27 protein-coding genes are annotated in these 26,285 nt (G+C 70.1%); 16 read left to right on the forward strand and 11 right to left on the reverse strand.

Translation table 11 applies throughout. The features are described 5' to 3' along the window. Nucleotides 1-16: 16 nt before the first annotated feature. The gene (locus tag F6J84_RS07540; protein WP_150972679.1) at nucleotides 17-880 is read right to left on the reverse strand and encodes a PAC2 family protein; all 864 of its coding nucleotides are present in this window, start codon (nucleotides 878-880) and stop codon (nucleotides 17-19) included. Between the two features lie 105 nt (nucleotides 881-985). On the opposite strand from F6J84_RS07540, the gene F6J84_RS07545 reads away from it, so the two are divergent. The 9 genes from F6J84_RS07545 (at nucleotide 986) to lnt (ending at nucleotide 10,851) form a co-directional block, all read left to right on the forward strand. Further along, a complete protein-coding gene (locus tag F6J84_RS07545) occupies nucleotides 986-1,678 on the forward strand; it encodes an HAD family hydrolase (RefSeq protein ID WP_150972681.1) in 693 nt (230 codons plus the stop codon). Beyond that, entirely contained in the window at nucleotides 1,675-2,700 is a 1,026-nt protein-coding gene (locus tag F6J84_RS07550; protein WP_150972683.1) for a tRNA (adenine-N1)-methyltransferase, read from the forward strand. Before F6J84_RS07545 ends, F6J84_RS07550 begins: the two co-directional genes overlap by 4 nt. A gap of 9 nt (nucleotides 2,701-2,709) precedes the next feature. Beyond that, nucleotides 2,710-3,630: an FKBP-type peptidyl-prolyl cis-trans isomerase gene (locus F6J84_RS07555; protein ID WP_150972685.1), complete on the forward strand. Its 921-nt coding sequence runs from the start codon at nucleotides 2,710-2,712 to the stop codon at nucleotides 3,628-3,630. Nucleotides 3,631-3,664: 34 nt separating this feature from the next. Then, nucleotides 3,665-4,660 carry a helix-turn-helix transcriptional regulator gene (locus F6J84_RS07560; protein ID WP_420846187.1) on the forward strand — a complete coding sequence of 332 codons (996 nt, stop codon included), beginning with the start codon at nucleotides 3,665-3,667 and terminating at the stop codon, nucleotides 4,658-4,660. After that, the gene (locus tag F6J84_RS07565; RefSeq protein WP_150972687.1) at nucleotides 4,657-5,625 is read left to right on the forward strand and encodes a helix-turn-helix transcriptional regulator; all 969 of its coding nucleotides are present in this window, start codon (nucleotides 4,657-4,659) and stop codon (nucleotides 5,623-5,625) included. Before F6J84_RS07560 ends, F6J84_RS07565 begins: the two co-directional genes overlap by 4 nt. Before the next feature lie 68 nt (nucleotides 5,626-5,693). Next, a complete protein-coding gene (gene tatA / locus F6J84_RS07570) occupies nucleotides 5,694-5,957 on the forward strand; it encodes a Sec-independent protein translocase subunit TatA (protein ID WP_150972688.1) in 264 nt (87 codons plus the stop codon). Nucleotides 5,958-6,023: 66 nt separating this feature from the next. After that, the gene (gene tatC / locus F6J84_RS07575) at nucleotides 6,024-6,779 is read left to right on the forward strand and encodes a twin-arginine translocase subunit TatC (protein ID WP_150972690.1); all 756 of its coding nucleotides are present in this window, start codon (nucleotides 6,024-6,026) and stop codon (nucleotides 6,777-6,779) included. Continuing rightward, nucleotides 6,779-9,250, forward strand: a complete 2,472-nt coding sequence (locus F6J84_RS07580; RefSeq protein WP_150972692.1) for a DEAD/DEAH box helicase — start codon at nucleotides 6,779-6,781, stop codon at nucleotides 9,248-9,250. The genes tatC and F6J84_RS07580 overlap by 1 nt, the downstream gene beginning before the upstream one ends. Nucleotides 9,251-9,354: 104 nt before the next feature. Continuing rightward, a complete protein-coding gene (gene lnt, locus F6J84_RS07585; protein ID WP_150974737.1) occupies nucleotides 9,355-10,851 on the forward strand; it encodes an apolipoprotein N-acyltransferase in 1,497 nt (498 codons plus the stop codon). Between the two features lie 3 nt (nucleotides 10,852-10,854). Here lnt and F6J84_RS07590 read toward each other — a convergent pair whose 3' ends face one another. Both F6J84_RS07590 and F6J84_RS07595 read right to left on the reverse strand, forming a co-directional pair. Next, nucleotides 10,855-11,235: an RNA polymerase-binding protein RbpA gene (locus F6J84_RS07590; RefSeq protein WP_150972694.1), complete on the reverse strand. Its 381-nt coding sequence runs from the start codon at nucleotides 11,233-11,235 to the stop codon at nucleotides 10,855-10,857. Between the two features lie 98 nt (nucleotides 11,236-11,333). Next, nucleotides 11,334-12,113, reverse strand: coding sequence for a glycerophosphodiester phosphodiesterase family protein (locus F6J84_RS07595; protein WP_150972696.1), 780 nt, complete (start codon nucleotides 12,111-12,113; stop codon nucleotides 11,334-11,336). A gap of 121 nt (nucleotides 12,114-12,234) precedes the next feature. Here F6J84_RS07595 and F6J84_RS07600 point away from each other — a divergent pair, with 121 nt between their 5' ends. Continuing rightward, nucleotides 12,235-13,008, forward strand: a complete 774-nt coding sequence (locus F6J84_RS07600) for an SDR family oxidoreductase (RefSeq protein ID WP_150972698.1) — start codon at nucleotides 12,235-12,237, stop codon at nucleotides 13,006-13,008. A gap of 64 nt (nucleotides 13,009-13,072) precedes the next feature. Here the strand turns inward: F6J84_RS07600 and F6J84_RS07605 are convergent, their stop codons facing one another. Then, on the reverse strand, nucleotides 13,073-13,624 hold the full coding sequence (locus F6J84_RS07605) for an HdeD family acid-resistance protein (protein ID WP_150972701.1): 552 nt from the start codon (nucleotides 13,622-13,624) through the stop codon (nucleotides 13,073-13,075). A gap of 141 nt (nucleotides 13,625-13,765) precedes the next feature. Beyond that, nucleotides 13,766-14,353: a Dps family protein gene (locus F6J84_RS07610; protein ID WP_150972703.1), complete on the reverse strand. Its 588-nt coding sequence runs from the start codon at nucleotides 14,351-14,353 to the stop codon at nucleotides 13,766-13,768. Nucleotides 14,354-14,523: 170 nt separating this feature from the next. Here F6J84_RS07610 and F6J84_RS07615 point away from each other — a divergent pair, with 170 nt between their 5' ends. From F6J84_RS07615 to F6J84_RS07630, 4 genes are all read left to right on the forward strand, one after another. Continuing rightward, entirely contained in the window at nucleotides 14,524-16,335 is a 1,812-nt protein-coding gene (locus F6J84_RS07615) for a glycoside hydrolase family 15 protein (protein WP_420846188.1), read from the forward strand. Beyond that, entirely contained in the window at nucleotides 16,332-17,252 is a 921-nt protein-coding gene (locus F6J84_RS07620; protein ID WP_150972705.1) for an SMP-30/gluconolactonase/LRE family protein, read from the forward strand. Before F6J84_RS07615 ends, F6J84_RS07620 begins: the two co-directional genes overlap by 4 nt. Further along, entirely contained in the window at nucleotides 17,249-18,145 is an 897-nt protein-coding gene (locus F6J84_RS07625) for a glucose 1-dehydrogenase (protein WP_150972707.1), read from the forward strand. The genes F6J84_RS07620 and F6J84_RS07625 overlap by 4 nt, the downstream gene beginning before the upstream one ends. Before the next feature lie 79 nt (nucleotides 18,146-18,224). Next, the gene (locus tag F6J84_RS07630) at nucleotides 18,225-20,603 is read left to right on the forward strand and encodes an ATP-binding cassette domain-containing protein (RefSeq protein WP_150972710.1); all 2,379 of its coding nucleotides are present in this window, start codon (nucleotides 18,225-18,227) and stop codon (nucleotides 20,601-20,603) included. 46 nt (nucleotides 20,604-20,649) lie between these two features. Here F6J84_RS07630 and F6J84_RS07635 read toward each other — a convergent pair whose 3' ends face one another. Further along, complete coding sequence (locus F6J84_RS07635) at nucleotides 20,650-21,948, reverse strand: NAD(P)-binding domain-containing protein (RefSeq protein ID WP_150972712.1); 1,299 nt, start codon at nucleotides 21,946-21,948, stop codon at nucleotides 20,650-20,652. Between the two features lie 102 nt (nucleotides 21,949-22,050). Here F6J84_RS07635 and F6J84_RS07640 point away from each other — a divergent pair, with 102 nt between their 5' ends. Further along, nucleotides 22,051-22,395, forward strand: a complete 345-nt coding sequence (locus F6J84_RS07640) for an ArsR/SmtB family transcription factor (RefSeq protein ID WP_150972714.1) — start codon at nucleotides 22,051-22,053, stop codon at nucleotides 22,393-22,395. 12 nt (nucleotides 22,396-22,407) lie between these two features. Here F6J84_RS07640 and F6J84_RS07645 read toward each other — a convergent pair whose 3' ends face one another. The 4 genes from F6J84_RS07645 to F6J84_RS07660 all read right to left on the reverse strand — a co-directional run bounded on the left by F6J84_RS07645 (nucleotide 22,408) and on the right by F6J84_RS07660 (nucleotide 24,966). Then, nucleotides 22,408-22,890: a GNAT family N-acetyltransferase gene (locus F6J84_RS07645; RefSeq protein WP_150972716.1), complete on the reverse strand. Its 483-nt coding sequence runs from the start codon at nucleotides 22,888-22,890 to the stop codon at nucleotides 22,408-22,410. A gap of 775 nt (nucleotides 22,891-23,665) precedes the next feature. Then, entirely contained in the window at nucleotides 23,666-23,893 is a 228-nt protein-coding gene (locus tag F6J84_RS07650; RefSeq protein ID WP_150972718.1) for an RNA-binding S4 domain-containing protein, read from the reverse strand. A 103-nt stretch (nucleotides 23,894-23,996) separates the two neighbouring features. Further along, a complete protein-coding gene (locus F6J84_RS07655; protein ID WP_150972720.1) occupies nucleotides 23,997-24,584 on the reverse strand; it encodes a GNAT family N-acetyltransferase in 588 nt (195 codons plus the stop codon). A 91-nt stretch (nucleotides 24,585-24,675) separates the two neighbouring features. Then, entirely contained in the window at nucleotides 24,676-24,966 is a 291-nt protein-coding gene (locus F6J84_RS07660) for a DUF4287 domain-containing protein (RefSeq protein ID WP_150892496.1), read from the reverse strand. A 156-nt stretch (nucleotides 24,967-25,122) separates the two neighbouring features. On the opposite strand from F6J84_RS07660, the gene F6J84_RS07665 reads away from it, so the two are divergent. Next, nucleotides 25,123-25,938 carry an alpha/beta fold hydrolase gene (locus F6J84_RS07665; RefSeq protein WP_238702641.1) on the forward strand — a complete coding sequence of 272 codons (816 nt, stop codon included), beginning with the start codon at nucleotides 25,123-25,125 and terminating at the stop codon, nucleotides 25,936-25,938. 5 nt (nucleotides 25,939-25,943) lie between these two features. On the opposite strand, the gene F6J84_RS07670 is transcribed toward F6J84_RS07665, so the two are convergent. Next, nucleotides 25,944-26,201, reverse strand: coding sequence for a DUF6458 family protein (locus F6J84_RS07670; protein ID WP_150972722.1), 258 nt, complete (start codon nucleotides 26,199-26,201; stop codon nucleotides 25,944-25,946). Nucleotides 26,202-26,285: the final 84 nt, after the last annotated feature.

Genomic DNA, 26,285 nt, shown 5'->3' on the forward strand with positions numbered 1-26,285 from the left:
CCGCGACCGCGGCGGATCAGCGGCGCGGGTCGTCCCGCCCGGGCTTGGACGGTCCGTCGCCGCGACGCTTCAGGTACTGCTCGAACTCGCGGGCGATCGCGTCGCCGGACGCCTCCGGGGAGTCCCAGGTGTCGCGGGTGCGCTCGAGCTGACGGATGTACTCCGTCATCTCCTCGTCGTCGGCGGCCGCCGCGTTGATGGATTCCTCCCACGCGGTGGATTCGGCCGCGAGGTCGGCGCGGGGCACCTTGGCGCCGGTGATGTCCTCCAGCCGGTCCAGGAGCGCGAGCGTTGCCTTGGGCGACGGCGTGTGCCCGGCCACGTAGTGCGGCACGCTCGCCCAGAGGCTCGCGGAGGGGATGCCGGCGGCGTCCGCGACGTGCGCGAGCACGCTCATGATGCCGACCGGACCCTCATAGGTGCTGCGCTCGAGGTCCAGCGACGTGCGCAGTACCTCGCTGTCACTGCCGGCGAACACCGAGATCGGGCGGGTGTGCGGCACATCCGACATCATCGAGCCGAGCGCGACGATCCCGGTGATGTCCTCACGCAGGGCGACGTCGACGATCTCGGCGGCGAAAGCCTGCCAGGCGCGTGCGGGCTCGACACCGCTCAGCAGCCACAACTGGGTGCCGCGGGTGGGCGTCACCGGCCGCATCAGCGTCGTCTCCGGCCACTTCATGAACCGCTGGCCGTCCGCGTCGAGCGCGACGTGCGGCCGGGTGTACTGGTAGTCGAAGTACAGCTCGGGGTCGACGGAGAAGACGGTCTCGTACTCGCCCTGCTCGCGCAGGAGTGCGAGGGCGGAGGACGCGGCTTCGCCGGCGTCGTTCCAGCCGTCGAAGGCGGCCACCAGTACCCGGCGCCCCAGTCCTTCCACGTGATCCTCCTCCTGCCCGCGAAGCGGTCCACTCCAGGATAGGCGAGGGGCGGTCCCGCGGCGCCGGTGCACGGGCTCCGATCCGCGCCTCGTTAGCATGGGACAGTGACAGCCCCCCTTCCCGCCGCCGTCCTCTGGGACATGGACGGCACCCTCGTCGACACGGAACCGTACTGGATGGCAGCGGAGCGCCCGCTGGTGGAGTCCTACGGCGGCACCTGGTCCCACGAGCAGGCGCTCGGACTGGTCGGGCTCGGTCTGGAGGACGCGGCGAGGATCCTGCAGGAGGCGGGGGTGCGACTCCCGGTGGCGGAGATCGTCGATCTGCTCACCGAACGCGTGATGACCTCACTCCGCGAACAGGGCGTCCCCTTCCGCCCCGGCGCCCGGGAACTGCTCGCGCAGTTGCGTGCCGCGGGGGTCAAGACCGCGATCGTGACGATGTCGATGCGCCGGATGGCCCGCACGGTGGTCGACTTGATCGATTTCGACGCGTTCGACCTCATCATCGCGGGCGACGACGTCGCCCGGCCGAAGCCCTTCCCCGACCCCTACCTGCAGGCCTGTGCGGCGCTCGGCGTCGCACCCGCGGACACGGTCGCCATCGAGGACTCCCCGAACGGCCTGCGCTCGGCCGTCGCGGCCGGGACCGTCGCCCTCGGCGTCCCGCACATGGTCTCGCTGACCGGATCGGGAGCGGCGGGCCTCTGGCCCACCCTCAGCGGTCGCAGCGCCGCGGACATCGCGGAATTCCACGCCGGGCACACCCGGCATCCGAGAGAGGACCCCGCCCAGTGAGCGGAACCATCGCCGCGCCGCGCGGCCCCTTCCGAATCGGCGACCGGGTGCAGCTGACCGGCCCCAAGGGCCGGCTGCACACCGTCACGTTGCGTGAGGACGGCGAACTCCACACGCACCACGGGGTGCTGCGCCACGCCGACCTGGTGGGTCTGCCGGACGGTTCGGTCGTCGCCAACAGCGGAGGGCACGAGTACCTCGCGCTGCGTCCGCTCCTCCGCGACTTCGTGATGTCGATGCCGCGTGGTGCGGCGATCGTCTACCCCAAGGACGCCGCGCAGATCCTCGCGCAGGCGGACGTCTTCCCGGGGGCCGTGGTCGTGGAGGCGGGTGTCGGCTCCGGCGCCCTCGCGCTATGGCTCCTCCGAGGGATCGGCGGCACCGGCCGCCTCGTCTCGTTCGAGCGGCGCGAGGACTTCGCGGAGGTGGCGCGCGCGAACGTGGAGACCTTCCTGGGCGAGCGTCCGGAGAACTGGGACCTCATCGTCGGGGACCTCGTCTCGGCACTGCCCGAGACGATGGCTCCCGGCAGCGTCGATCGCGTCGTCCTGGACATGCTCGCCCCGTGGGAGTGCATCGACGTGGTCGCCGAGGCGCTCGCGCCCGGTGGTGTCGTGATCTGCTACATCGCGACCGCGACGCAGCTGAGCCGGGTCGCCGAGTACCTGCGGGCGACGGGTCTGTTCACCGAGCCCGAGGCCAACGAGACGATGGTCCGCGGCTGGCACGTGGAGGGGCTCGCGGTGCGACCGGATCACCGGATGGTCGCCCACACGGGTTTCCTGCTCACCGCACGGCGCCTGGCCCCGGGAGCGGTCGCGCCGGAGCAGAAGCGACGCGCCTCGAAGACGAGTTACGGCGACGAGGACGTCGAGCTCTGGACACCCGGGGCGGTCGGGGACCGGCAGATCACGGACAAGAACCTCCGCAAGCGGGTGCGCGAAGCACAGCGGGCGGCGGAGGCGGCGAAGGCCGCAGCGGGGACCGCCGGAGAGATCGGGCAGCCCGAGCCGAGCGCATAGACTGATCCGGTGCGTAGACTCCCCGCCGCCGTCGCTGCCCTCGGACTCGTCTCGGTCGCCCTCGTGGGCTGCTCCTCGGTCCAGACCCCCACGTGCGACCGGCAGACCGTTCCCGGCAACCTCGCGAACCTGATCTCGGTCAGCGGAGAGGGGGAGAGCGTCCCGGACGTGTCCGTGCCGACCCCCTTCACCTCGGCCGGGCTCCGCTACGCGGACATCGTCACGGGCGAGGGGACCCAGGTGGTCGATGCGAACCAGCTCGTCGACATCGGCATCACCCTCGTGGACGGTGAGACCGGTCGCACCCTCGTCACCCAGGGGTACGACGGCGAGGCCGCCGTCGGCACGGTGGCGCTGTGGGACTCGTCGGTCCCCGGTCTGGCGGATGCGCTCCTGTGCGCGGGTGAGGGCTCCCGCATCGCGGTGTCCTTCTCCCCGGAGCAGCTCGCCGATGCCGTGCCGGTCGCCAAGGCCGGCGGCGGATCCGTCGTGGCCGTCGTGGATCTCCAGAAGGTGTACCTGTCCGCAGCGAACGGCGCGGACCAGTTCAACGAGAGCCACGGGCTCCCGTCGGTGGTGCGGGATCCCGCGGGACGCCCCGGCATCACCATCCCGGATGCGGCCGCTCCCACCGAGCCGGTCGTGCAGGTGCTCAAGAAGGGTGAGGGTCCCGTCCTCGCTCCCGGCGACGTCGCGCGGCTGAACTACCTCTCGGTCGACTGGGTGACGGAGCGGGTCTCGCAGACCACCTGGGACGACTCGCCGCAGCCGCTGCCGATCACCGAGGGCGACGACGTCATCGTCAACGCGCTGATCGGTCAGCCGGTCGGGTCCCAGCTGATGATCATCGTCCCCAACGGCGAAGGGGCCGATGCCGGCGCCGATGTCTACGTGATCGACATCCTCGGCGTCGACTCTCCCGCGGGCTGATACCGCCTCGCGCACCGCGGCCTAGGATGGGCAGGTGCCCAAGAACGACGCCGTGCGCAGCGCACCCGAGGAGCGTCTGGTGAACCTGGTCGTGGCCCTCATGGCCACCGAACAGGGACTCACCAAGGAGACCATCCTGTCGTCGGTCTCGGGCTACCGGGAACAGTCCGAATCCGGCGCCTCCAAGGACGCGCTGGAGAAGATGTTCGAGCGCGACAAGGAGAACCTGCGCGGTCTCGGCGTTCCCATCGAGACCCTCGGCGACTATGCCGACCCGGATGATCTGCGCGAGGCGCGCTACCGGGTGCCGACGGCCGAGTACGCGCTGCCCGCCGACATCCGGTTCACGGCGGCGGAGATCGCCCTGCTCAACCTCGCCGGCAGCGTGTGGAGCGAGAGCTCCATGTCGGATCAGGCACGCAGCGGGCTCCGGAAGATCCGGGCGCTCGGCAACACCGTGGACGAGCGGATCATCGGCTACGCCCCGCGGATCAGCGTCCGCGACCACGCTTTCGCGCCCCTGCAGCGCGCCATCGAGCAGGCCAGGGCGGTCACCTTCCCCTATCTGAAGCCGGGTGAGCGCACGCCACGGATGCGCCGCGTGCGCCCGCTCGCCCTGGTGGAGTACGAGGCGCGGTGGCACGTGCTCGGCTTCGACGTGGACGCCGATGCCGAGCGCACCTTCCTGTTGTCCCGCATCACCGATGCCGTGACGCCGACGCGGGAGTCCTTCGATCCGGCCCTGCGTGCGGGCGCGGGGGAGCGCGCCCTGCAGGGGTTGCGTGCACTCGCGCTCTCGCAGACGGCGCTGGTCGAGGTGCACCCGGGAACGGAGGCCGCGCTGCGCCTGGGCCGCCGCGCGACCCCGGCCGCGCAAGGACTGCGCGTGCCGTACGTCGACGTGCACGTCCTCGCGGACGAGCTGGCCTCCTACGGACCCGAGGTCCGGGTGGTGGAGCCCGAGCGCCTGCGCGAACTGGTCATCGACCGCCTGCGCGCGGTCCGGGACCGCAACGGGGGCGAGCGATGAACGCGGCGCGCCATCTCCCCGCTACCGAGCGGGCGGCGCTCATCATGCAGCTCGTGCCCTACCTCCTCGAGCGCGGAGACGTGTCCGTATCGGAGGCGGCGGCCGCCTTCGAGGTGTCGCCCGCGCAGATGCGCGAGATGGTCGAGAAGCTGACGGTCATCGGCCGTCCCGGCGACGGCGGATACTGGCAGCTTCCGAACGACCTCTTCGACATCGACTGGGATCTGCTGGACGAGCAGGACAGGATCGCCCTCACCCACACCGTGGGACTCGAGCAAGCCCCGCGGCTCACCGCCCGTGAGGCGGCCGCCCTGCTCGCCGGGCTTCAGCTGACCGGATCCCTGCCGGGCTTCGTGGACAGCGAGATCGTCACCGGTCTCCTCGCGAAACTCGCCCGCGGCGCCGGAGCCGCTCCGGCCGACGTCATCGTGGCGCCCGCCCCCGTCGACTCGGCCCGGGAGACCGTGGATGCGGCGCTGCGCACCGGCGTGGCCGTGTCTTTCACCTACAAGGCGCCTGATGCCGAGCCCACCACGCGCACCGTGGATCCGGTGAAGGTGCACATCGCCGATGCCCAGTGGTATCTGCAGGGGTGGTGCCACCTGCGCCAGGGTATGCGCACCTTCCACCTCGACCGCGTGAGCGACCTCGCCCTCACGGACACCCCGATCGAGCACGCCGGGGAACCGCTGCCCGCTCTGTTCGACCCGGACGCCTTCGACGTCATCGCCCGCATCCGCTTCCCGGAATCGGTCGCCCCTCTGCTGGGGGACTACCTCGACCACGCCACCCTCGAGACGAGTCAGGGCATGTGCGTCGCGACGATGCGCGTCGCGGACGAGCACAGTCTGCGCCGACTGGCCGCACGGCGGGGTGGGGACGTCGAGATCCTCGAACCCCTCGCCGCTCGGCGCGCCGCCGTGGAGTGGGCGGAGGCCGGTCTGGCGCAGTACGCGACCCGCTGAGCGGCGCTCGGGCGGGCTCCGGCCGCAGGGGTTAGACTGGACGTCACGCCCGCGGAAGGAATGCGAACATGCTCCAAGGACTCACCGGATGGCACTTCCTCGTCATCCTCCTGGTCATCCTGCTGCTGTTCGGCGCGGCCAAGCTCCCTGCCCTCGCCAAGAGCCTGGGCCAGTCCGCCCGTGTTTTCAAGGGCGAGATCAAGGAGATGAAGAAGGACGACGCGGCCGATGACGCCACCGCCCCCTCCACCTCCGCTGACCCGCAGCTCGGCACGACGGTCCTCGGCGATTCCTCGTCCCGGCCGAACGGGACCGACTCTCCGCAGCGCTAGCCGTCTGTGACGACCGTCGGACGCTCCCGCGTGGGTCGACGCGACCCGTCGCGCCGCGACGGACGGATGACGCTGGGCGAACACCTGATCGAGCTGCGCAAGCGGCTGATGATCGCTGCGCTCGCGCTCGTCGTGGGCATGGTCGTCGCTTTCTTCGTGACCGACCCGATCATCCACCTGATCACCGAACCGATCCGGACGATCGCCGAACGCGACGGCGACGCCGCCAAGGTCGAGCTGATGTTCAGCACGGTCAGTTCGGCGTTCGACCTTCGTCTTCGCATGTCCTTCGCGATCGGCCTGATGTTCTCCGCGCCGATCTGGATGTGGCAGATCTGGGCCTTCGTCATGCCCGGGCTCACGAAGAAGGAGGTCCGGTACACCTGGGGCTTCATCGCCGCGGCGGTGCCGCTGTTCTTCGCCGGCTGCTACGTCGGGCTGGTGATCATGCCCCACATCGTCGAGCTGATGGCCTCGTTCGTCCCGGACGGCGGTGCGTCGTTCTACGACGCCGCGTACTACTACGACTTCGTCTTCAAGCTGCTCATCGTGGTGGGGATCGCCTTCGTCCTGCCGGTCTTCCTGGTCGCGCTGAACCTCGCCGGAGTGATGAGCGGGCTGGCGATCCTGAAGGGGTGGCGCGTGGCCATCCTCATCTCCGTCATCTTCTCCGCCCTCGCCACGCCGGCCGCCGACGTCGCGTCGATGCTGCTGCTGGCCGGGATCATGACCGTCCTCTACTTCGCCGCCGCCGCGCTCTCCCTCCTGTTCGATCGCCGACGCCGCAAGCGCGACGCGGCTCTGCTGGACGGAACACCCTGATGAGCACGCCCAGCCCCGCGGAGCGGTATGCGCGCGCCACGAGTGCACAGCGCCATCCGGAGACCGCGGCGTTCGCGGCCATGCAGCGATTCACCCTGGACCCCTTCCAGATCGAGGGATGCGAGTCGTTGGAGGAGGGCCGCAGCGTCCTCGTCGCGGCGCCCACCGGAGCCGGCAAGACGATCGTCGGCGAGTTCGCCATCCACCTGGCCATGACGACCCCGCGGGACAAGGCGTTCTACACGACGCCCATGAAAGCGCTGTCGAACCAGAAGTTCCGCGAACTCGTCGAGGTGTACGGCGCCGAGAACGTGGGCCTGCTCACGGGCGACACGAACATCAACGGCAACGCCCGGATCGTCGTGATGACCACCGAGGTGCTCCGCAACATGCTCTACGCGTCCTCGTCGGCGCTGCGGGATCTGCGGTTCGTCGTCATGGACGAAGTGCACTACCTCGCCGACCGTTTCCGCGGTGCCGTGTGGGAAGAGGTGATCATCCACCTCCCTGCCGACGTCCGCCTCGTGTCGCTGTCGGCGACCGTGTCCAACGCCGAGGAGTTCGGCGACTGGCTGGACACCGTGCGCGGCGACACCGACATCATCGTCTCCGAGACCCGGCCGGTGCCGCTCGAGCAGCATGTGCTCGTGCGCGGGGATCTGCTCCCGCTCTTCGACGACCGGGCGGGGGTCGCGACCGCCCAGGTGAACCAGGAGCTCATGCGGATCCGGTCCGCGAACGGCCGCACGTTCGAGCAGAACCGGCAGGCGATGCAGAACCGCCGTTCGGACGGGCAGCATCGCCGGCCGCACAAGGGCGGACAGCGCCCCCTGCGGCCCGCCGCGGCACGCCGGGCGGAACGTATCGACCGTCCTGAGGTCATCGACCTGCTGGCACGGGCCAATCTCCTCCCGGCCATCTTCTTCATCTTCAGCCGTGCAGGTTGCGACGGCGCCGTCCAGCAGGTGCGTCGCTCCGGTCTGCGCCTGACCACGGCGCCGGAACGCCGGGAGATCCGGGAACTCGTCGAGGAGCACACCCGGGCCCTGCCGGAGGAGGACCTCGCCGCTCTCGGGTTCTGGGAGTGGCGCGAAAACCTGGAACGCGGGGTGGCGGCGCATCACGCGGGGCTGCTGCCCGCGTTCAAGGAGATCGTGGAGGAGCTCTTCCGCCGGAAGCTCGTGAAGGTGGTGTTCGCCACCGAGACGCTCGCGCTGGGCATCAACATGCCCGCGCGGACCGTCGTCCTGGAGAAGCTCGAGAAGTTCAATGGGGAGGCGCGTGTCGCCATCACCTCCGGCGAGTACACCCAGATCACCGGACGCGCAGGACGGCGGGGGATCGACGTCGAGGGGCACGCGGTCGTGCAGTGGACGGAGGGGATGGACCCCCAGGCGGTCGCCGCACTCGCGTCGCGGCGGACCTATCCGCTCAACTCCAGCTTCCGCCCGACCTACAACATGGCCGTGAACCTCATCGACCAGTTCGGCCGGAGCCGTGCCCGCGAGATCCTGGAGTCCTCGTTCGCCCAGTTCCAGGCCGACCGAGCGGTCGTCGGTCTCGCCCGCCAGGTGAAGGCGGCCGAGGAGTCCCTGGCCGGGTACGCGGCGGCGATGACCTGCGACCGCGGCGACTTCGCCGAGTATGCGGAGATCCGCGGCTCCCTGAGCGACCTGGAGAAGCTGAACCGCAAGGACGCCACCGCCCCGCGGGCGGTGCGGGATGCCCGGCAGCGCGAGTTGCAGTCGCTGCGACGTCGGATGCAGCGCCACCCCGCGCACTCCTGCCCCGACCGCGAGCAGCACGCGCGGTGGGCCGAACGGCACCGCAAGCTCAAGCGTCAGGTCGACAAGATGCGCTCCCAGATCGAGGCGCGCACCGGCACCGTCGCGCGAGTGTTCGACCGCGTCGTCGAGGTGCTCACGGAGCTCGACTACGTCCGGGTGGAGGAGGACGGCACCACCGTGCTCACCGCCGCCGGCCGGACGATGCGCCGTATCTACGGGGAACGCGATCTTCTCGTGGCGGAATCCATCCGCACCGGCATCTGGGATCGACTGGATGCGCCGTCCCTCGCGGCGCTCGTCTGCGCCCTCGTCTATGAACCGCGGCGGGACGAGGCCGGCGCCGGAGAGCGCGGCCTTCCGCGGGGAGCGTTCCGCGTCGCGCTGAGCGAGACCGAGGCGCTCTGGCAGCGGCTCGACGACCTGGAACAGGACCACCGGTTGCCCGGGTCGGAGCCCCCCGCGATCGGGCTGTCGCAGGCGATGTACTCGTGGGCGCGGGGTTCCCTGCTCGACCGCGTACTCCTCGAGGCGGACATGGCGGCGGGGGACTTCGTGCGATGGGCGAAGCAGACGATCGATCTGCTCGACCAGCTGTCGCTGGTGGCCGACGCGCCGCTCGCATCGACGGCGCGTACTGCGCTGGACGCCGTGCGTCGCGGGATCGTCGCTTACACGGCCGTCTGAGCGCTCTGGCAGCCCCGCGCCTTTAGGCTGGGCAGGTGACCTCAGACCGCCCGCTGCTGCCGCTGTGGGCCGCCTCCCTCGCCGCGGTCGCCGCCGGCCTGCTGATGACACTGGCCTTCCCCGCGGTGGGCTGGTGGCCGATGGTGTTCCTGGCCGTCCCGCTCAGCCTCATCTCGATCATCGGCCGGCGCTGGGGCGGTGCGCTGCTGGTGGGTTTCCTCTACGGTGCGGCGTTCTTCCTCGTGAACGTGTCCTTCACCGCCCGGTATCTCGGGCCGGTTCCGTGGCTCGCCCTCTCCCTGCTCGAGGCGGCGTTGACCGCGGTCGCCGGACTCCTGCTGATGTGGGCCTATCGCTGGACGCCGCGGGTGCTCCCGGGGCGCTGGGGCCGGCTCATCGTCCTCCCGATGCTGGTCGCGGGGCTGTGGACGTTGCGGGAACAGTGGCTGGGCTCGTGGCCGTACGGCGGGTTCCCGTGGGGCCGTATCGGGGTCACGCAGGTTTCCGGCCCCCTCGCCCCGGTCGCCTCCTGGGTGGGGATGTCCGGGCTCACGTTCCTGGTCGTCCTCTTCTGCGCCGCGGCTATCGAGTACGTCCGGCTCGGACGGGCCCGGGACCTGCGCACGGCGCTGCCCGCCGTCGGGCTTCTGCTCGTTCTCATCGTGGTGCCCGCGTTCCCGACGACGGCGGCGGGCAGCATGCGCGTCGGCTCCGTCCAGGGGAACGGACCGGCCGGCTATTTCGATCAGCGCGCAGCGGGGGACCTGCTGGACGCTCAGTTGTCGGCGACCGTCCCGCTCATCGGTGAGGACATGGACGTGCTGCTGTGGCCGGAGGGTGGGATAGATTCCGACCCGACCGCCAGGGCTGCGACCGCCGCCACCCTGGACGCGCTGTCCGAACGACTCGACGCGCCCCTGATCGTGAACGCCGCGACGACGCGGGGGGACGAGTTCTTCAACACATCGATCCTCTGGCGCGCCGGCGAGGGCGCCGTCCAGACCTACGACAAGATCCACCCCGTGCCGTTCGGCGAGTACGTCCCCGATCGACCGGTCTTCGAGGCACTGGCGCCCGACCTGATCGGTCTGATCGGACGCGAGTACACGCCCGGGAGGACGGTTCCCGTGTTCGACGTGGACGGCGTGGCGGTGGGCCTGGCGATCTGCTTCGACGTCATCTACGACGACGTCATCTGGGCCGCTGCGGACGCCGGCGCCGAGGTGTTCATGTTCCAGACGAACAACGCCGACTTCCGTGGCACCGACGAGAACCTGCAGCAGCTCGCGTTCGCACGGATGCGGGCGGTGGAGACGGGACGTGCGGTGGTGAACATCTCCACGGTCGGCACGAGTCAGGTCATCGCACCCGACGGCTCCGTGATCGACGGGCTGGCCGCCGACGAGGCCGGGGCGATGCTCACCGACGTCCCGCTGCGTACCGGGCTGACGCCCGCCATGGTGATCGGGCCGGGCGTGCACGTCGTGCTGGGCTGGGGAAGCCTTCTCGCGCTCGGGGCCGTGGGGCTACTGGCCCGCCTGGGGGTGTCGCCGGAACGCAAAACGGCGCCGTCCCGTCAGAGGAACGGCGCCGCGCGTTGATCGTCAGGCGGTCTTCTTCTTCGTGACGTCCTGACCGGCACCACGACGCTCGCGGATGAAGGCGAGCCGCTCCTCGAGGAGCTCTTCGAGCTCCGGGATGGTGCGACGCTCGAGCAGCATGTCCCAGTGGGTGCGGGCGGCCTTCTGGTCGCTGTGGTCCACCGTCACGGTCGAGCCACCGACGCGCAGGACGGCCTCGCCGCCACAGGTGCGGCATTCCCAGGTCTGGGGGGCCTCTGCGTCGGCGGCGAACGTCAGTGTGGACTCTTTACCGCAGACGCTGCACACGTAGGTGTGCTGTGTGCGCTCATGGAAAACGACGCCCTCTTCGCTCTGTAGGCTCTGGGCGCCGAGTCGGATGCCGCGGAGACTGCGGTCTGCCATTTTGTGGTCCTCTCGTCGCGTGTATCTCTCGGTATAACGCGTCGAGTTGAGAGGATCATCCGAAGGGAGCCCACCCGGTCGGAACTCACAGATGATGCTCAGGCCCGAGGGTGCAATCGTTCGATAGCGAGGTCCGCCCGATCGGTGACGATCCCGTCGACACCGGCCGCGACGAGCCGGCTCATCTCCTCGGGATCGTTCACCGTCCACACGTGGATCTCGACCCCGGCCCGATGCGCCGCGGCGACGAGCCTCGGCGTGAGGACCCGCAGCGCCCCCCGGCGCTCGGGGATCTGCAGCGCGTCGAGCCCGGCCAGGGCGCGCACGGTGAGGCGGGCTGAGCGGGTGGCGACGGCACCGAGGATACGGGCGACCGAGCCGGAGCCCGGCGAGGTGGCCGGCAGCAGGCCCGGACGTCGGGCGGCGGCCGCGGCGAGCGCGCGTCGTCGCCGGTCGTCGGAGAAGCTCGTGAGGAGCACCCGCTCCGCGTGGGCGGCGACGATCGTCCCGGCGGGGACGGCGGCGCCCGGCGCCTTGACGTCGATGTTGAAATGGAGCTGCGGGAAGGCCTCCAGTGCCTGCTCCAGGGTGATCAGCCCGCCGAACGGTCCCATGATGCGCTCGAGGTCTCCCGACGTCACCTCCGCGATGGGGCGTGGATCCCCGGTGACACGGGAGAGATCCGAGTCGTGGAACAGCACCACGACCCCGTCACGGGTCACGTGGCAGTCCGACTCGACGTAGGTCGCCCCCGCGGCGTGGGCTGCGGCCACGGCGGCGAAGGAGTTCTCGGCGATGCCGTCCGCATCGGGGGTCACCAGCCCGCGGTGTGCGAGCACGCGGGGGAGGGGCGCGTCGAGGAAGAAGGGGTGGGTCACGCCATCCGACGCTACCCGCCCACGCGGCCGGGTGGCACGTGATTGGTAGGGTCGGAGGGCGTCGTCGTCCCTCCCACGCCCGGCGCGCGTCGTCCGGCGCCCCTCGACATCTGGAGTCTCCGTGCCCGAACACCTCACCCCGCTCGAACCCGGCTCGCTGGCCGGGAAGACCGCCCTCGTCACCGGTTCGTCCCGCGGCATCGGCGCGGACACCGTCCGCTACTTCGCGCAGGCCGGCGCGAACGTCGTCATCAACTTCCGCAACAAGGCCCCCCGCGCCGAGAAGCTCGCCGCGGAGCTGCGCGGACTGGGTGTGCAGGCGCTCGTCGTGGGGGCGGACCTCACCGACCCGGACTCCGTCGCCGCCCTGTTCGCCGAGGTGCAGCGGGCATTCGGTTCGCTCGACATCCTCGTCCTGAACGCCTCCGGCGGAATGGAGAGCGGGATGGCGGAGGACTACGCGCTCATCCTCAACCGCGACGCGCAGGTGCGCGTCCTCGAGAACGCTCTCCCGCTCATGACGGAGGGCGCCCGCGTGGTGTTCGTCACGAGCCACCAGGCCCACTTCATCCGCACCACTCCGACGATGCCGGAGTACGAGCCGGTCGCGCGTTCGAAGCGAGCCGGCGAGGATGCCCTACGCGAGCTCATCCCGGAGCTCACCGAGCGCGGGATAGGCCTCACCGTGGTGTCCGGCGACATGATCGAGGGGACCATCACGGCCACGCTGCTCGAGCGTGCCAACCCCGGTGCGATCGCCTCCCGGCGGGAGGACGCCGGCAAGCTCTACAACGTGGCGGAGTTCGCTGCGGAGGTCGCACGTGCCGCCCTGGACCCGGTGCCGGCCGACAACACCCGCCTGGTCGGGGACACCGGCTCGTTCGTCGCGGAGTAGCCCGCTCCATGACGAAGCGCCCGGGCCTTCGCGGCCCGGGCGCTTCGTCATGGCAGGGGCTCGGTCAGTCGCCGCTGCCGAACGTGAAGGCCCGGACGACCTGGATGATCCCGATGACGACCAGCGACGCACCGACGAACACCCACAGCAACGCCACGTAGAGCGGCGAGAACAGCAGGACGATTCCGGCGAGGATGCTGATGATCGCGAAGAACACGGTCCAGCCCTTCGACCCGGCGTCGCTCAGCGTCGTCAGCGAGACGACCCCCTCGACGATCCAGGTGATGCCGAGGAAGATGCCCACGAAGAGGGCGAGGAAGACCGTGGTGTCCGTCAGATTGACGAGGGCGATGATGCCGGCGGCGATGAACAGCAGGCCCAGGACGATGAAGCCCACCCGTGCCCACCCGCCGCGGGTCTTGGAGAAGATGGCCAGTCCGGCGTACACGAGGCCGGTCGCGATCGCGTAGACGGCGATGATGGCCGTGCCCACCGCAGCGGTCTTCAACGGCCACACGAGGATGAGGACACCGACGACGAGGGCGATGACGCCGCCGACCCCCAGAGCCGTGCGGATGCCGTTGACGGCTGTTTTCTCGAAGGAGACGTCTGACATGGCGAGCGCTCTTTTCTGTGATGAGGCTGAGAGTGTGCTCACCCTAGCGCGGCGTCGGCGCGGGAGGTGGTACATCCGCGCGTGCGCCACACGGCGAAGCGCCGCCCCCATCGGGACGGCGCTTCGCCGGGAACGGTTCGTCTACTTCTTGTTCTTGCGCGGGACGCGGTTCTCCGCGCTCACCATCCAGGAGAGCTGTTCCAGACGCTCCAGGACCGCGTGCAGGATGTCGGCGCTCGTAGGGTCCGCCTCGTCGACCTCGTCGTGCACCTCGCGGCAGGTGCCGGTCACCGCATCCAGCCGCTCGGTCATCAGGTCGATGACCTCGGTCGTCGCGATCTCACCCTGGGGGAACTCCGGCAGCGTCGTGGTCTGCGCGACGACGTCGCTGCGTCCGTCCGGAAGGGCATGCAGCGAACGCATGCGCTCGGCGACCGTGTCCGCGAACGTGCGGGCCGCCTCGATGATCTCGTCGAGCTGCAGGTGCGTGTCGCGGAAGTTCGTCCCCACAACGTTCCAGTGCGCCTGCTTGCCCTGCAGTGACAGTTCGATGAGGTCCACCAGGACCCGCTGCAGATTGTCGCTGAGTTCCTCCGTGGCGCGGAACCCGCGCTCCGCGTTCTGCTCCTTCGTGAGCTCGGCGCCGGAGCCCCCGCGTGCCGGGCGTCGGCGGTTCGTCGGGGCGTCGCCGGATGCCTTACCGGCGGTGGATGCGGTCTTCGTGGCCATCGGGGTACTCCTTCGTTCGGGACGGGATCCACGCTAGGACGACGGCCCCGACGGCGACCTCGCCCTTGCTAGGCGGCGGGGGAGGTGATAGTCGCCGCAGTCCGTTACACGCGGCGGTCGTTCTGCACAAGGGTCGCGGCACCGGTCGCCAGGATCCTTAGCGTGGAACGGTGATCTCCGACCCGAACTCCGCCCCCGACGCGGCAGGGGAGCCGCTCGATTCGTATGCGGCCATCGGTGACGGCCGGACGATCGCGCTCATCGGACGACGCGGTCAGATCGATTGGCTCCCCGTGCCCGACATCGCCGCTGAGCCGGTGTTCGCACGCCTCCTGGACGACGACGCCGGCGGCTGCATCGAGCTCGAACCCGAAGGCGAGTACCGGATCCGCCGCCGCTATCTGCCGGGCACGAATGTGCTGGAGACGACCTTCACCACGGCGAACGGGGTGGCCCGGGTCACCGACGCGCTCGTGGTCGGCGTCGCGGGGCGGCTGCCCTGGTGCGAGCTCGCGCGGCGGGTGGAGGGGGTGCGCGGGCACGTCGAGTTCTCGTGGCGGGTGCAGCCGGGGACGATGCTGGGAACCGTCTCGCCCTGGGTGGAGATGACCGAGCGCGGCGCGGTGATCCGCTGCGGGGACGTCACGGTGGGCGTCGTGGGCGCAGACCACGGGGCGGAGGACCCGGAGCCCGCAGGGACGAGGGTCGCCGTCCGGGGGGCTTTCCGCACCTCCACAGGATCCCGTCACATGCTCGTGGTGGCTGCTACGCACGACGAGCCGTTGCGCGTCCCGGACCCGGCCAAGGTGGACGAGGGGATCGACCGGACGGTCGCGAGCTGGCGGATGTGGTCGAAGGAGTTCTCCTACGACGGACCGTGGGCGCCGGCCGTCCATCGCAGCGCTCTGGCGCTCAAGCTCCTCATCTACGCGCCGTCCGGCGCCATCGTGGCGGCGGCGACCACCTCTCTGCCGGAGACGGGGCGGGGTGGCAAGAACTGGGACTACCGGCTGGCGTGGGTGCGAGACCTCGCCTACACGGTGCACAGTCTCGTTCGCTTCGGTCTGCGGGAGGAGACGCACGCGGCGCTGTCGTGGCTGAGTCGCGCCATCCGCCGGCACGGTCCCGACCCCTTCGTGTTCTACGGTCTGGACGGCGCGCCCACCAGCGTGGTGCACCGGCGCGAGGCTCCCGGCTGGCGCGGCATCGGGCCGGTGGTGGTGGGCAACCCCGCGCAGGGTCAACTGCAACTCGGCGTGTACGGAGACGTGTTCCAGGTCTGCCGCTCCTACGTGGACGCCGGGAACATCCTGGACCGTGCCACCGGGCGGTTGCTCGCCGTCCTGGCCGACAAGGTGTGCGATCTGTGGCGCAGTCCGGACTCGGGCATGTGGGAGCTTCCGGAAGAGCGCCACTACACCTCGTCCAAGATGGGCTGCTGGCAGGCGCTGAACGATGCCGTGCACCTCTGCGAGCGAGGGCAGGTCCCCGGTACGGGCGAGCGCTGGGCGGCGGAACGCGAACGTATCCGGGAGTGGATCGGCGCGCACTGCTGGGACGAGGATCTCGGCAGCTATGTGATGGCACCGGGGAGCGCGGATCTGGACGCCTCCGTCCTGCTGCACGCGCCGAGCGGCTTCGACCGCGGCGAGAGGATGGCCCGCACGATCGACGCCATCACGCGAGGACTCGCCGATGGGGACCTCGTCTACCGGTACAGCGGCGTCGCCCAGGAGGAGCACACGTTCGTGGCATGCGCGTTCTGGCGGGCCTCCGCACTCGCCTGCGTCGGACGGGTGGAGGAGGCCACCCGTCTGATGGACCGACTGGTCGAGCGCGGCAACGATGTGGGGATCCTCCCCGAGATGATCGACGCCGACGACGGCGCGTTCTGGGGGAACCTGCCGCAGGCGCTCAGTCACCTGGCGCTCATCAGCGCGGCACTGACCATTCGCGACGTCGAGGACGAGGCGAGGTCATGACGGTCGAGGTGTTCCGGGACGCGGGGGCGACTCTCGTGGAGAGCATCTGGTGGGACCCGAGGACCGACGAGGTGGTTTGGGTGGACATCGTCGCCGGGACCGTGCACCGCGGGCGGTGGGATGGCGCCACCGATGGCTCGGACGATCGCGTGGTGACGCTCGACGCACCGGTCTCGGCGGTGCAGCCGGGCCCGGACGGCGGATACGTCGCGACCTCCGGAGAACGCATCCTGTCCCTGGATGCGGCCGGTCGGCCGCGCGAGGTGCTGGCGGAGGTGCGCCACCCCCGAGCCGGAATCCGGTTCAACGAGGGGAAGGTCGATCCGTTCGGGGCGTTCGTGGTGGGCACGATGGACGCCGACGGCCATCCGCCGGCGGGAGCGGTCTACCGGTTGAGCGAGGACGGACTGTCCCTGCTCCGCGGCGGACTCGGTATCGCCAACGGGATGGAGTGGGTGCAGGAGGGGCGGACCTTCCTCCTCACGGACACCTCCGTCGGCATCGTCTACCGCGCCTCCTACGACGGTTCCGGCACGCTCGGGGAACTCACGCCGCTCCTGGAGGGACATTCCTTCGACGGACTCACCCGGGCGGAGGACGGCACGCTCTGGAACGCCGTCCACGGCGACGGCGTCGTCCTGCAGTGGAGCGGTGCAGGGGAACTGCGCTCCAGCATCCGGCTCCCCGCACCGCAGGTCACCTCGGTGGCCTTCGCCGGGCCGGGCCTCGAGCACCTGCTCGTCGGCAGCTCCCGGGAGAACATGAGCGACGCCGACGTCGAGCGCCGGCCGATGAGCGGCGCCATCTTCCGCATCGCGGGCGTCGGCCGGGGCTTCGCCCCGTACACGTTCTCGAGTCCGGACCCGTCCGAGCTCGCCCGCATCCGACCAGACACACCGAAAGGACGACTGCCATGACGCGCGACCAGTACACCTTCACCGACCCGACCCAGCTCTACGCGGACATCGAGCCCCGCACGCAGCATCAACCCGAACCCGGGCTGGACGCCGAGCTGACTCCGCACGCCGACCTCGGGGAGGACACCTATCGGGGCACCGGGCGCCTGCAGGGGCGCAGGGCGCTCGTCACCGGAGCGGATTCCGGGATCGGCGCGGCGACGGTGATCGCCTTCGCCCGGGAGGGCGCGGACATCGTGCTGTCCTACCTCCCCGAGGAGGAAGAGGATGCGCGACGCATCGTCCAGATCGTCGAGGCGGCAGGAGTGCGGGCCGTCGCGGCGCCCGGCGACCTCCGCGATCGGGAGCACTGCCGCGCCCTCGTCGAGCGTGCGGTGGCCGAGCTGGGCGGTCTCGACATCCTCGTCAACAACGCCGGCAAGCAGATCTTCAACGAGGACATCACGACGCTCCCCGACGAGCAGCTGGCCGACACGCTGACCACGAACGTCTCGGCGATGTTCTGGATCACGCAGGAGGCGGTCCCGCACATGCCGCCCGGCTCGACCATCATCAACACCACTTCCGTCCAGGCGTACAGTCCGTCCCCGATGCTCGTGGACTACGCGACCACGAAGGCCGCGATCAACGCCTTCACGAAAGCGCTCGCCCAGCAGCTGGCGCCCCGGGGCATCCGGGTCAACGCGGTCGCACCCGGCCCGATCTGGACACCGCTGCAGGTGACGGACGGCCAGCCGCCGGAGAAGATCGAGGTCTTCGGTGAAGAGACACCGCTCGGCCGGATGGGACAGCCCGCGGAGCTGGCACCGGCCTACGTCTTCCTCGCATCACCGGAATCCAGCTATGTGCTCGGCGAGACCCTGAACGTCAACGGAGGGATGCCGACCCCCTGAGCCGGGGGTCTCCATCGGGGCGCCGTCGTCGTTGTCCCCGGTCTGCCGTACGATCGGGGCGCGGACCGGAGGGACCATCATGACCGACAACGCCGACGGCGGCGCCCGGCACATCGCCGATGCCCACGACACCATCCGAGTCCGCGGAGCGCGCGAGAACAACCTGCGCGACATCACCGTGGAGATCCCGAAGCGCCGCCTGACGGTGTTCACGGGTGTCTCCGGCTCGGGGAAGAGCTCGCTGGTGTTCGGCACGATCGCCGCGGAGTCGCAGCGGATGATCAACGAGACCTACAGTGCGTTCGTGCAGGGCTTCATGCCGTCGCTCGGTCGCCCGGACGTGGATGTGCTGGAAGGTCTAACGACCGCCATCATCGTCGACCAGGAACGGATGGGGGCGAACGCGCGTTCCACCGTCGGCACGGCGACCGACGCCAACGCGATGCTGCGGATCCTGTTCAGCAGACTCGGGCGACCCCACATCGGTTCGCCGCAGGCGTTCTCCTTCAATGTGGCCTCCGCTCGGGGTTCCGGGGCTCTGCAGGTCGAACGCGCGGGAGCCGGCACGCCCGTGCCGGCGTCGTTCCGGATCATCGGTGGAATGTGCCCGAGGTGCGAGGGGATGGGCAGCGTCACCGACATCGACCTCTCCCAGCTCTACGACGAGACCCTGTCGCTGTCCCAGGGAGCGATCACCGTGCCCGGCTACACCGCGGACGGGTGGATGGTGCGCATCTACGCCGAGTCCGGGTTCCTGGACGCGGACAAGCCCATTCGCGACTACACGGAGGCCGAACGCCACGACTTCCTGTACCGCGAACCGGCGAAGGTGAAGATCGTCGGTACGAACATGACGTACGAGGGCCTGGTGCCCCGGGTCCAGAAGTCCTTCCTCGCCAAGGATCGGGAGGCCATGCAGCCGCACATCCGCGCGTTCGTCGACCGCGCGGTGACCTACACCACCTGCCCCGACTGCGGCGGCACCCGTCTCAACGAGGGCGCCCGCTCGTCCCGGATCGCGGGGGTGAACATCGCCGAGGCGTGTGCGATGCAGATCAGCGATCTCGCGGAATGGGTGCGGTCGCTGGACGAGCCCTCGGCCGGCCCGCTGCTGGAGAAGCTCGGCCAGACGCTCGACTCCTTCGTGCAGATCGGCCTCGGCTACCTCTCCCTCGACCGGCCGGCCGGCACCCTCTCCGGTGGAGAGGCGCAACGGACGAAGATGATCCGTCATCTCGGTTCGTCGCTCACCGACATCACCTATGTGTTCGACGAACCGACCGCAGGTCTGCATCCGCACGACGTGCAACGGATGAACGCACTCCTGCTGCAGCTTCGGGACAAGGGCAACACCGTGCTGGTGGTCGAGCACAAGCCGGAGACCATCGCGATCGCCGACCATGTCGTCGATCTCGGGCCCGGGGCGGGGTCCGGGGGAGGGGAGATCTGCTTCCAGGGGACGGTCGAGGACCTGACCGCCGGCGACACCCTCACCGGGCGGCACCTCGGCGACCGTACGCCGCTCAAGGCGGCGGTCCGCTCGCCGCATGGTTCCATTCCGATCCGGGGCGCGTCGCGGAACAACCTGCAGGATGTGGATGTCGACATCCCGCTCGGGGTGCTCGCCGTCATCACCGGCGTCGCCGGGTCCGGGAAGAGTTCGCTGATTCATGGATCCCTGCCCGCGGACGCGGAGGTCGTCAGCGTGGACCAGAGCCCCATCCGTGGATCCCGGCGGAGCAACCCCGCCACGTACACGGGCTTGCTGGAACCGATCCGCAAGGCGTTCGCGAAGGCGAACGGGGTGAAACCGGCACTGTTCAGCGCGAATTCCGAGGGTGCTTGCCCCGTGTGCAACGGCGCCGGGGTCATCTACTCGGATCTCGGCATGATGGCCGGGGTGGCCACGGTGTGCGAGGTCTGCGAGGGACGCCGTTTCGACGCGTCCGTTCTGGAGTACCGACTCGGTGGTCGCGACATCAGCGAGGTCCTCGGGATGTCGGTGGCCGCCGCCACGGAGTTCTTCGGCTCCGGGGAGGCGAAGCTCCCCGCCGCGCACGCCATCCTGTGCAGGCTCGGGGATGTCGGTCTCGGCTACCTGACGATCGGGCAACCCCTCACCACCCTGTCGGGCGGGGAGCGGCAGCGTCTGAAACTGGCATCCCACATGGCGCAGCGCGGGGGAGTGTATGTGCTCGACGAGCCGACGACGGGGCTGCACCTCGCCGATGTGGCACAGCTGCTGGAGCTGCTCGACCGATTGGTGGATTCCGGCTCCTCGGTGATCGTGATCGAACACCACCAGGCGGTCATGGCTCACGCCGACTGGATCGTCGACATCGGCCCCGGTGCCGGGCATGATGGCGGGCGGGTCGTGTACGAGGGCACCCCGGCAGATCTCGTACAGGATGCGCGCACCCTCACCGGCAGGCATCTCGCCGAGTACGTACGCGGCTGAGCGCCACGGGGCCGTCCGGTGGGGGAGGGCTCCGTCCGGTGGTGCCCTAGGCGCCCATGGGGGCGGCCCCCCGGGTGCCGATCTGCAGCACGGGCGCGGCACAGCATCCGCCGCCGTCGAAGGAAGCGGAGCCCCCGCAGACCCCCGTCTCGGGGAGGACGAGCTCGTTGCGTGCGGCGCCCTCGTGGTCCCCGGCGAGGTGCGCCACGACGCTGCGCACCTGTTCGTACCCGGTCAGGGCGAGGAAGGTGGGCGCGCGTCCGTAGCTCTTGGCGCCGACGATGAAGAAGCCCTCCTCGGGCTGGGTTAGTTGCCGTGCGCCGGTCGCCGCGACCGTGCCGCAGGAGTGCAGGTGAGGATCGATCTCGTCCGCGATACCGGCGACGGCCTCGAGCGCAGGGTCGAGGTCGATGCGCAGTTCGGACAGGATCGAGGTGTCCGGCCGGAAGCCCGTGAGGGCGATGACGTGGGCCACATCCGTGACCGCGCGCCCGTCCTCCGCCGTGACGGTGGCGCCCGACCCGGTGTCGTGGATCGCCGCGACGCGGAAGCCGGTGACGAGCGTCACGAGACCGTCCTCGACCAGTTGCTTCGCACGGGTGCCGAGGGCCGCCCGCTCCGCCAGATCGTCGGCCTCCCCGCCGCCGAAGACGGCGTCGGTGGCAACGCGGCGCAGCGCCCAGGTGACGGTGGTGCCGGGATGGCGGCGGACGAGGCCCGACAGGCGGATGACGGCATGGATCGCGGAGTGACCCGCGCCGACCACCAGCACATGCCGGCCGGCGAAGCGCTCGACATCCGTGGGTATCCGATAGGAGACCCGCTCGCCGGCGGTCCGCTCGCCGAGCGCCGGCAGTCCGTCCGCGCCCATGGGGTTCGGCTGGGACCATGTTCCGCTCGCATCGAGCACGGCGCGCGCGAGGATGCGGTCCTCGTTCCCCTGCGCGTCGAGGGTGTGCACGATGAACGGCTGGGTGCTGCGATCAGCGGTGACGACCTTGTCCCGCCCACTCCGGCTCACCCCGGTGACGGTCGTGCGGAAGCGGACGCTGTCGCCCAGCGCTGATGCGAGCGGCGCGAGATAGCGCTGGACCCAGTTCGCCCCAGTCGGGTACCCCGCGCCGGGGCGAGTCCAGCCGGCGCCCTCCAAGAGGCGGCCCGCTGCTGAGTCGATCAGTTCGTCCCAGGGGGAGAAAAGCCGGACGTGCCCCCACTCGGACACGGCGGCCCCGGGGCCGGAACCGCGCTCCAGCACGATCGCCTCGAGCCCGCGTTCGCGCAGATGGGCCGCGGCCGCCAGCCCCTGGGGGCCCGCTCCGATCACGACGACAGGGGGCAGGGACACAGGTACTCCTCGGCTCGGGGGAACGTCTCACATCGAGAGACGTCGATGCGACCCACGATGACGGAGGTATCGAAGTTTGTCAATACGTGGCAGACTGCTGTCATGAGCGTGCCCCTGACGACCGAGGCGACCGCGGCCTGCTGTGCACCGCGGGTGACGGAAGCGGTGTCCGCCGAGGAGGCGGAGCGCATCGCGCGGGTGTTCAAGGCGCTGGGTGATCCGACGCGCGTTCGGCTGCTGTCGCTGATCGCCGGCGGCGACGGGGGAGAGGCATGCATCTGCGACCTCACGGAGCCGGTGGGGCTGTCGCAGGGAACCGTCTCCCACCACATGAAGCTGTTGGCCGAGGCCGGGCTGGTCACTCGAGAACAGCGGGGGAGATGGGCCTACTACGCCGTCGACCGCGATGCGCTCGACGCTGCGGCGGGTGCGCTGCGCCCGGCGTGACCGGCATCCGGTTCACTCCACCAGGCGTTTGCGCATCTGCTGCGTGACCACCTCGTAGCCGTTCGAGCCGTAGAGGGCGATGGCCGGGGCGTTGGTGCCGAACACGTTGAGCTCCAGCGACCCCGCTCCGGCATCCCGGACTGCACCCTCGACCGCAGTGAGGAAGGCACGCCCCAGCCCCGTTCCCCGGTGTTCCGGCTCGATCTCGAAGTCGTAGAGGAAGGCCGTATCCGGCGCGCCGCGGGGGTGGTCGAGGCCGACCCAGGCATGGCCGATCGGCGTCCCATCGGTGAGGACCCCGCGCAGGAGTAGCGTGCGGGGAGTGTCCGCGCCGTGGGGAAGTGCCCGCGAGTTCTCGTCCTGGGCGCGCTGGAGGGCGGTCGCCGCATCCCAGCGCCCGGCGGAGACCTGCTCGGCGGCGTAGTCCTCCGCCAACCGGGATTGCCAGAGGTCGTACTCGGCGCGGGTCATGGGACGGACGTGCACGGCAGTCATGCCGCGATCGTCGCACGCGCGCCAGAGTTATGTCACTTATTGACATTGACGCGGAGTCGGCGCCACGCCTGCACACCATCCCCGAGCGTTCCTGCAGACGTGGGGGCCGCCGGGGATGTCAGCCGGCCGACCCAGACGGCATCCGGCGGGTACTTCTTATCCGGCGCACGGATCGGCGCCGAACGCGTCTCGGAACCACGAGTGCAGCGGTTCATCATGTAGAGGCGCCGATGCGCGTGAGGCCGAACGACCGTCGACCCATCTGACGGGTGCTGCAGGCGCCACCCCCACCCCTGATCGGCGATTGCCGATAATGCACATTATGTCAATACAGTGATCGACGCCGGTCCCCACGGCGGTCAGAGACGGTTGCTGTCCCCGGTGGCGAGTGTGAAGTTTTGCGGTGGCTGAGCCCTGTCGCCGAGGACGCTCCGCCGCAAGCTCAGCAGACCGCCGCGCAGGCTCTGTCGGATTCGCACGTCGGTGGGAACTGACCGCTGCGATCGTTCACGCCTTCCCCGAGTACCCGCCCTATGCCGGTCGACACGACGCATCCGCGCCTCACGTCACCGTCGCTGACTCCGGATCCACCAGCGAACGCAGGCGGGCGGAGCGCACCATCGAGTCCGTGCTTCCGCTGGCAGCCACGGCGGAGGCTCTCACGGTTCTCCAGGAGTCGCAGGACGGCCGTTGGCATGTCCGCGAACGTCTCCGGTTCGCACCGCGGCGGTAGCCGATGGCTTGGACCCACGGGTGTCGCTGTGCGGAGAGTCCCCTACGGGCAGACCCGGACCCGGTGCCCCTCGAACTCGACGACGTCGCCGGGGTGAAGCTGTCGGCCGCGACGGCGGTCGACCTCACCGTTGACGGTCACATAGCCGTCGATGATCGCCTCTTTGACGTTTCCCCCGGAGTCGAGGAGACCGGCGAACTTCAGGAACTGGCCGAGGCGAATGACATCGCCGCCGATCGGGACGTCGTCGATCGGAGCCGGATTGGTCATCCCCGAATGCTATCCGACTGCGACGGATGCCGTCCGTGCGCCTGGTCCGCCCCATCCCCTAGGGAAACCCGCCGGATGGGTGGAGCGCCATGCCGTTCCGGGATCAGTCACCGGCCGGCGACACCGTCCTGCGCATGACCGTCTTGCTCTTGCCGATGTGACGCTCGAAGGTGAACCCCGCCTTCTCGAACATGGCCCGCGTGCCGTTGTGCAGGAAGGAGGACGAGGTCTTCTTTCCCGGGACCAGCTCGTTGGGGAACGAGACCACCTCTCCCCCGCCGGCTTCTGCGATCAGCTGGAGCGCGCCGTCCAGCGCCTCGCGGGCCACCCCCGACCGTCGGTGGTCACGGTCCACGAAGAAGCACGTGATGCGCCACGGCGGGAGCACCGGCTCCCCCGCGTCGTACTGCTTGCGGTGGTAGATGTTCGGGAGCTCTCCCGGGCTTCCGAACTGGCACCAGGCGATCGCGTCGTCCCCGTCGAACACGAGCGCCGCGTGCGCGACTCCCTCTGCGACGAGCCGCTCCTTGAACGTGGGGCGGTCGTACTCGCTCTTGGTCGTCAGATCGGTGTCGTCGTGGAAATAGGTGCAGTAGCACCCGCCCCACACCCCGTTGTGCTTCTGCGCGAGAGCAAGCCAGGCCGGGAAGGTCTCGACGGTCAGGGGTCTGACCACGTGCGCGGTGGTCATGATCGTCGCGCGTCCGAGCCGGTCATGGCGGGCCTCTCTCCTCGGTGCTGCCAAGTCTGCGGTGAGCCCCGGCCCCGGGCAAGACCGGGCGTCACCGATCCGGGTTGGTCGACGCCCCATCCAGCCACAGCTCTTCACTCGCATCAGCGTGCGCTCCCCCGCCGCCCACGTGCTTCGCGCTGATGCGCGGGCCCTTCGTGATCACATGGACCATCGCCATCGCATGTCCGCGCCCCAGCCCGTAGTCCTCGGCGAGCCACTGCACGATCGGGGCGGCTTTGGTGGTCGCGTCGAAGCCCTTGTCGGATGCGAGCGCCATCAGCTGCCGCGGGGTCAGACCGGTCTTCTCCTCCACCGCGTCCAGGTAGGCCTGAAAGGACATCTTGTCTCCTCGGGTATCTCGCTGCGCGTCGGTGGGTTCGTTCGCGCAGGACCGGCCGCCGACTGCGGCGGTCTCTCCCCCGAGCGTGGCGCAGACACCGGTCCCTGTCGACCCCAGCGAGCCCGTCGGCGTCCTGCGTGTTCATAGACTCGACGCATGCACAGGCGGATGAAAGGTGACCGCCCGGTCGAGACCGAGGCGTGGGGTTCCGGCGACGCGGCCCCGGCGCTCGTCGTGCCCGGGGGCCCGTGCCGCGACCCGGAGTATCTCGGCGATCTCGCCGGGGTCGCGGAAGTCCGCCCGCTGGTCGTCATGCACCCACGGGGCACCCCGCGAACAGGCGGGCGTTCCCGGGGATGGTGGAACGACGCCGAAGGCCTGGTCGCCATCGCCGATGCGCTGTCGCTCGACACCGTCGACATCGTCGCGCATTCAGCGGGCACGCGACTCGCGCTCGCGGCGGCGGCGCGCTTTCCGGACCGGGTGCGGTCCCTCCTGCTGATCACTCCTCCGGCGACCTGGCTGACCGGCACCGCGCACGACGGCGCGATCCTCGCGGCGCAGCGGAACGAGCCCGCCGTCACCGCGGCCGCAGCGTCCATGGCGGCCCCGACACCGACCACGGAGGCGGGTTTCCAGCGGGCGATCCGTGTCGAGGCTCCCGCCGGGTACGCCCGCTGGTCCGACCTCGAGCGTGCGCATTCCTCGGACGGCGGGATGACCCTCGCAGCGGCGCTCGCGTGGTTCGACGCCATCCCGGACGACGCGGTCGACCGCGTCCTCGGGGCTGCGCTCCCGGACACGTGCGTGATCGCGGGTGATCGTGACATCCTCACCGGCGTGCAGCCCGTGCGTGATTACGCCCGGTTGCTCGAGGCGGACCTGCGGATGCTGGCCGGATGCGGGCACTACCCGTGGGTCGAGCAGCCGAGCGCGTTCCGGGCCGCCGCGGTCGGCTGGCTCGGACGGTAGACCGCTCAGACCGTCTCCTCGGGCGAGCGGGTCGAGCTGCGGGTCACGCGCTCCCCGGCGGCGGGGTCCACGGCCGTGCGGGTCACCGTGTCGGTCTGGCGGCGGCGGGCCATCATGATGATGCCGATGACGAAGACGACGAATCCGGCTCCCATCAGGATGTAGCCGATGAGGTCGAGGTTGACCCATTCCACCTCGACGTTGACGGCAAAGGCGAGGATGGCGCCGATGACGAAGAGGGCGATGCCTGCACCGATACTCACGATGGCCTCCTGGTAGGTGGACGAACAATCGCCCCAGCCTTGCGGATGGCCCTTCCGAGCGGCCGGGGGTTGACAGCCGCCCTC

This window comes from Microbacterium caowuchunii (genome assembly GCF_008727755.1).
Lineage (GTDB): Bacteria > Actinomycetota > Actinomycetes > Actinomycetales > Microbacteriaceae > Microbacterium > Microbacterium caowuchunii.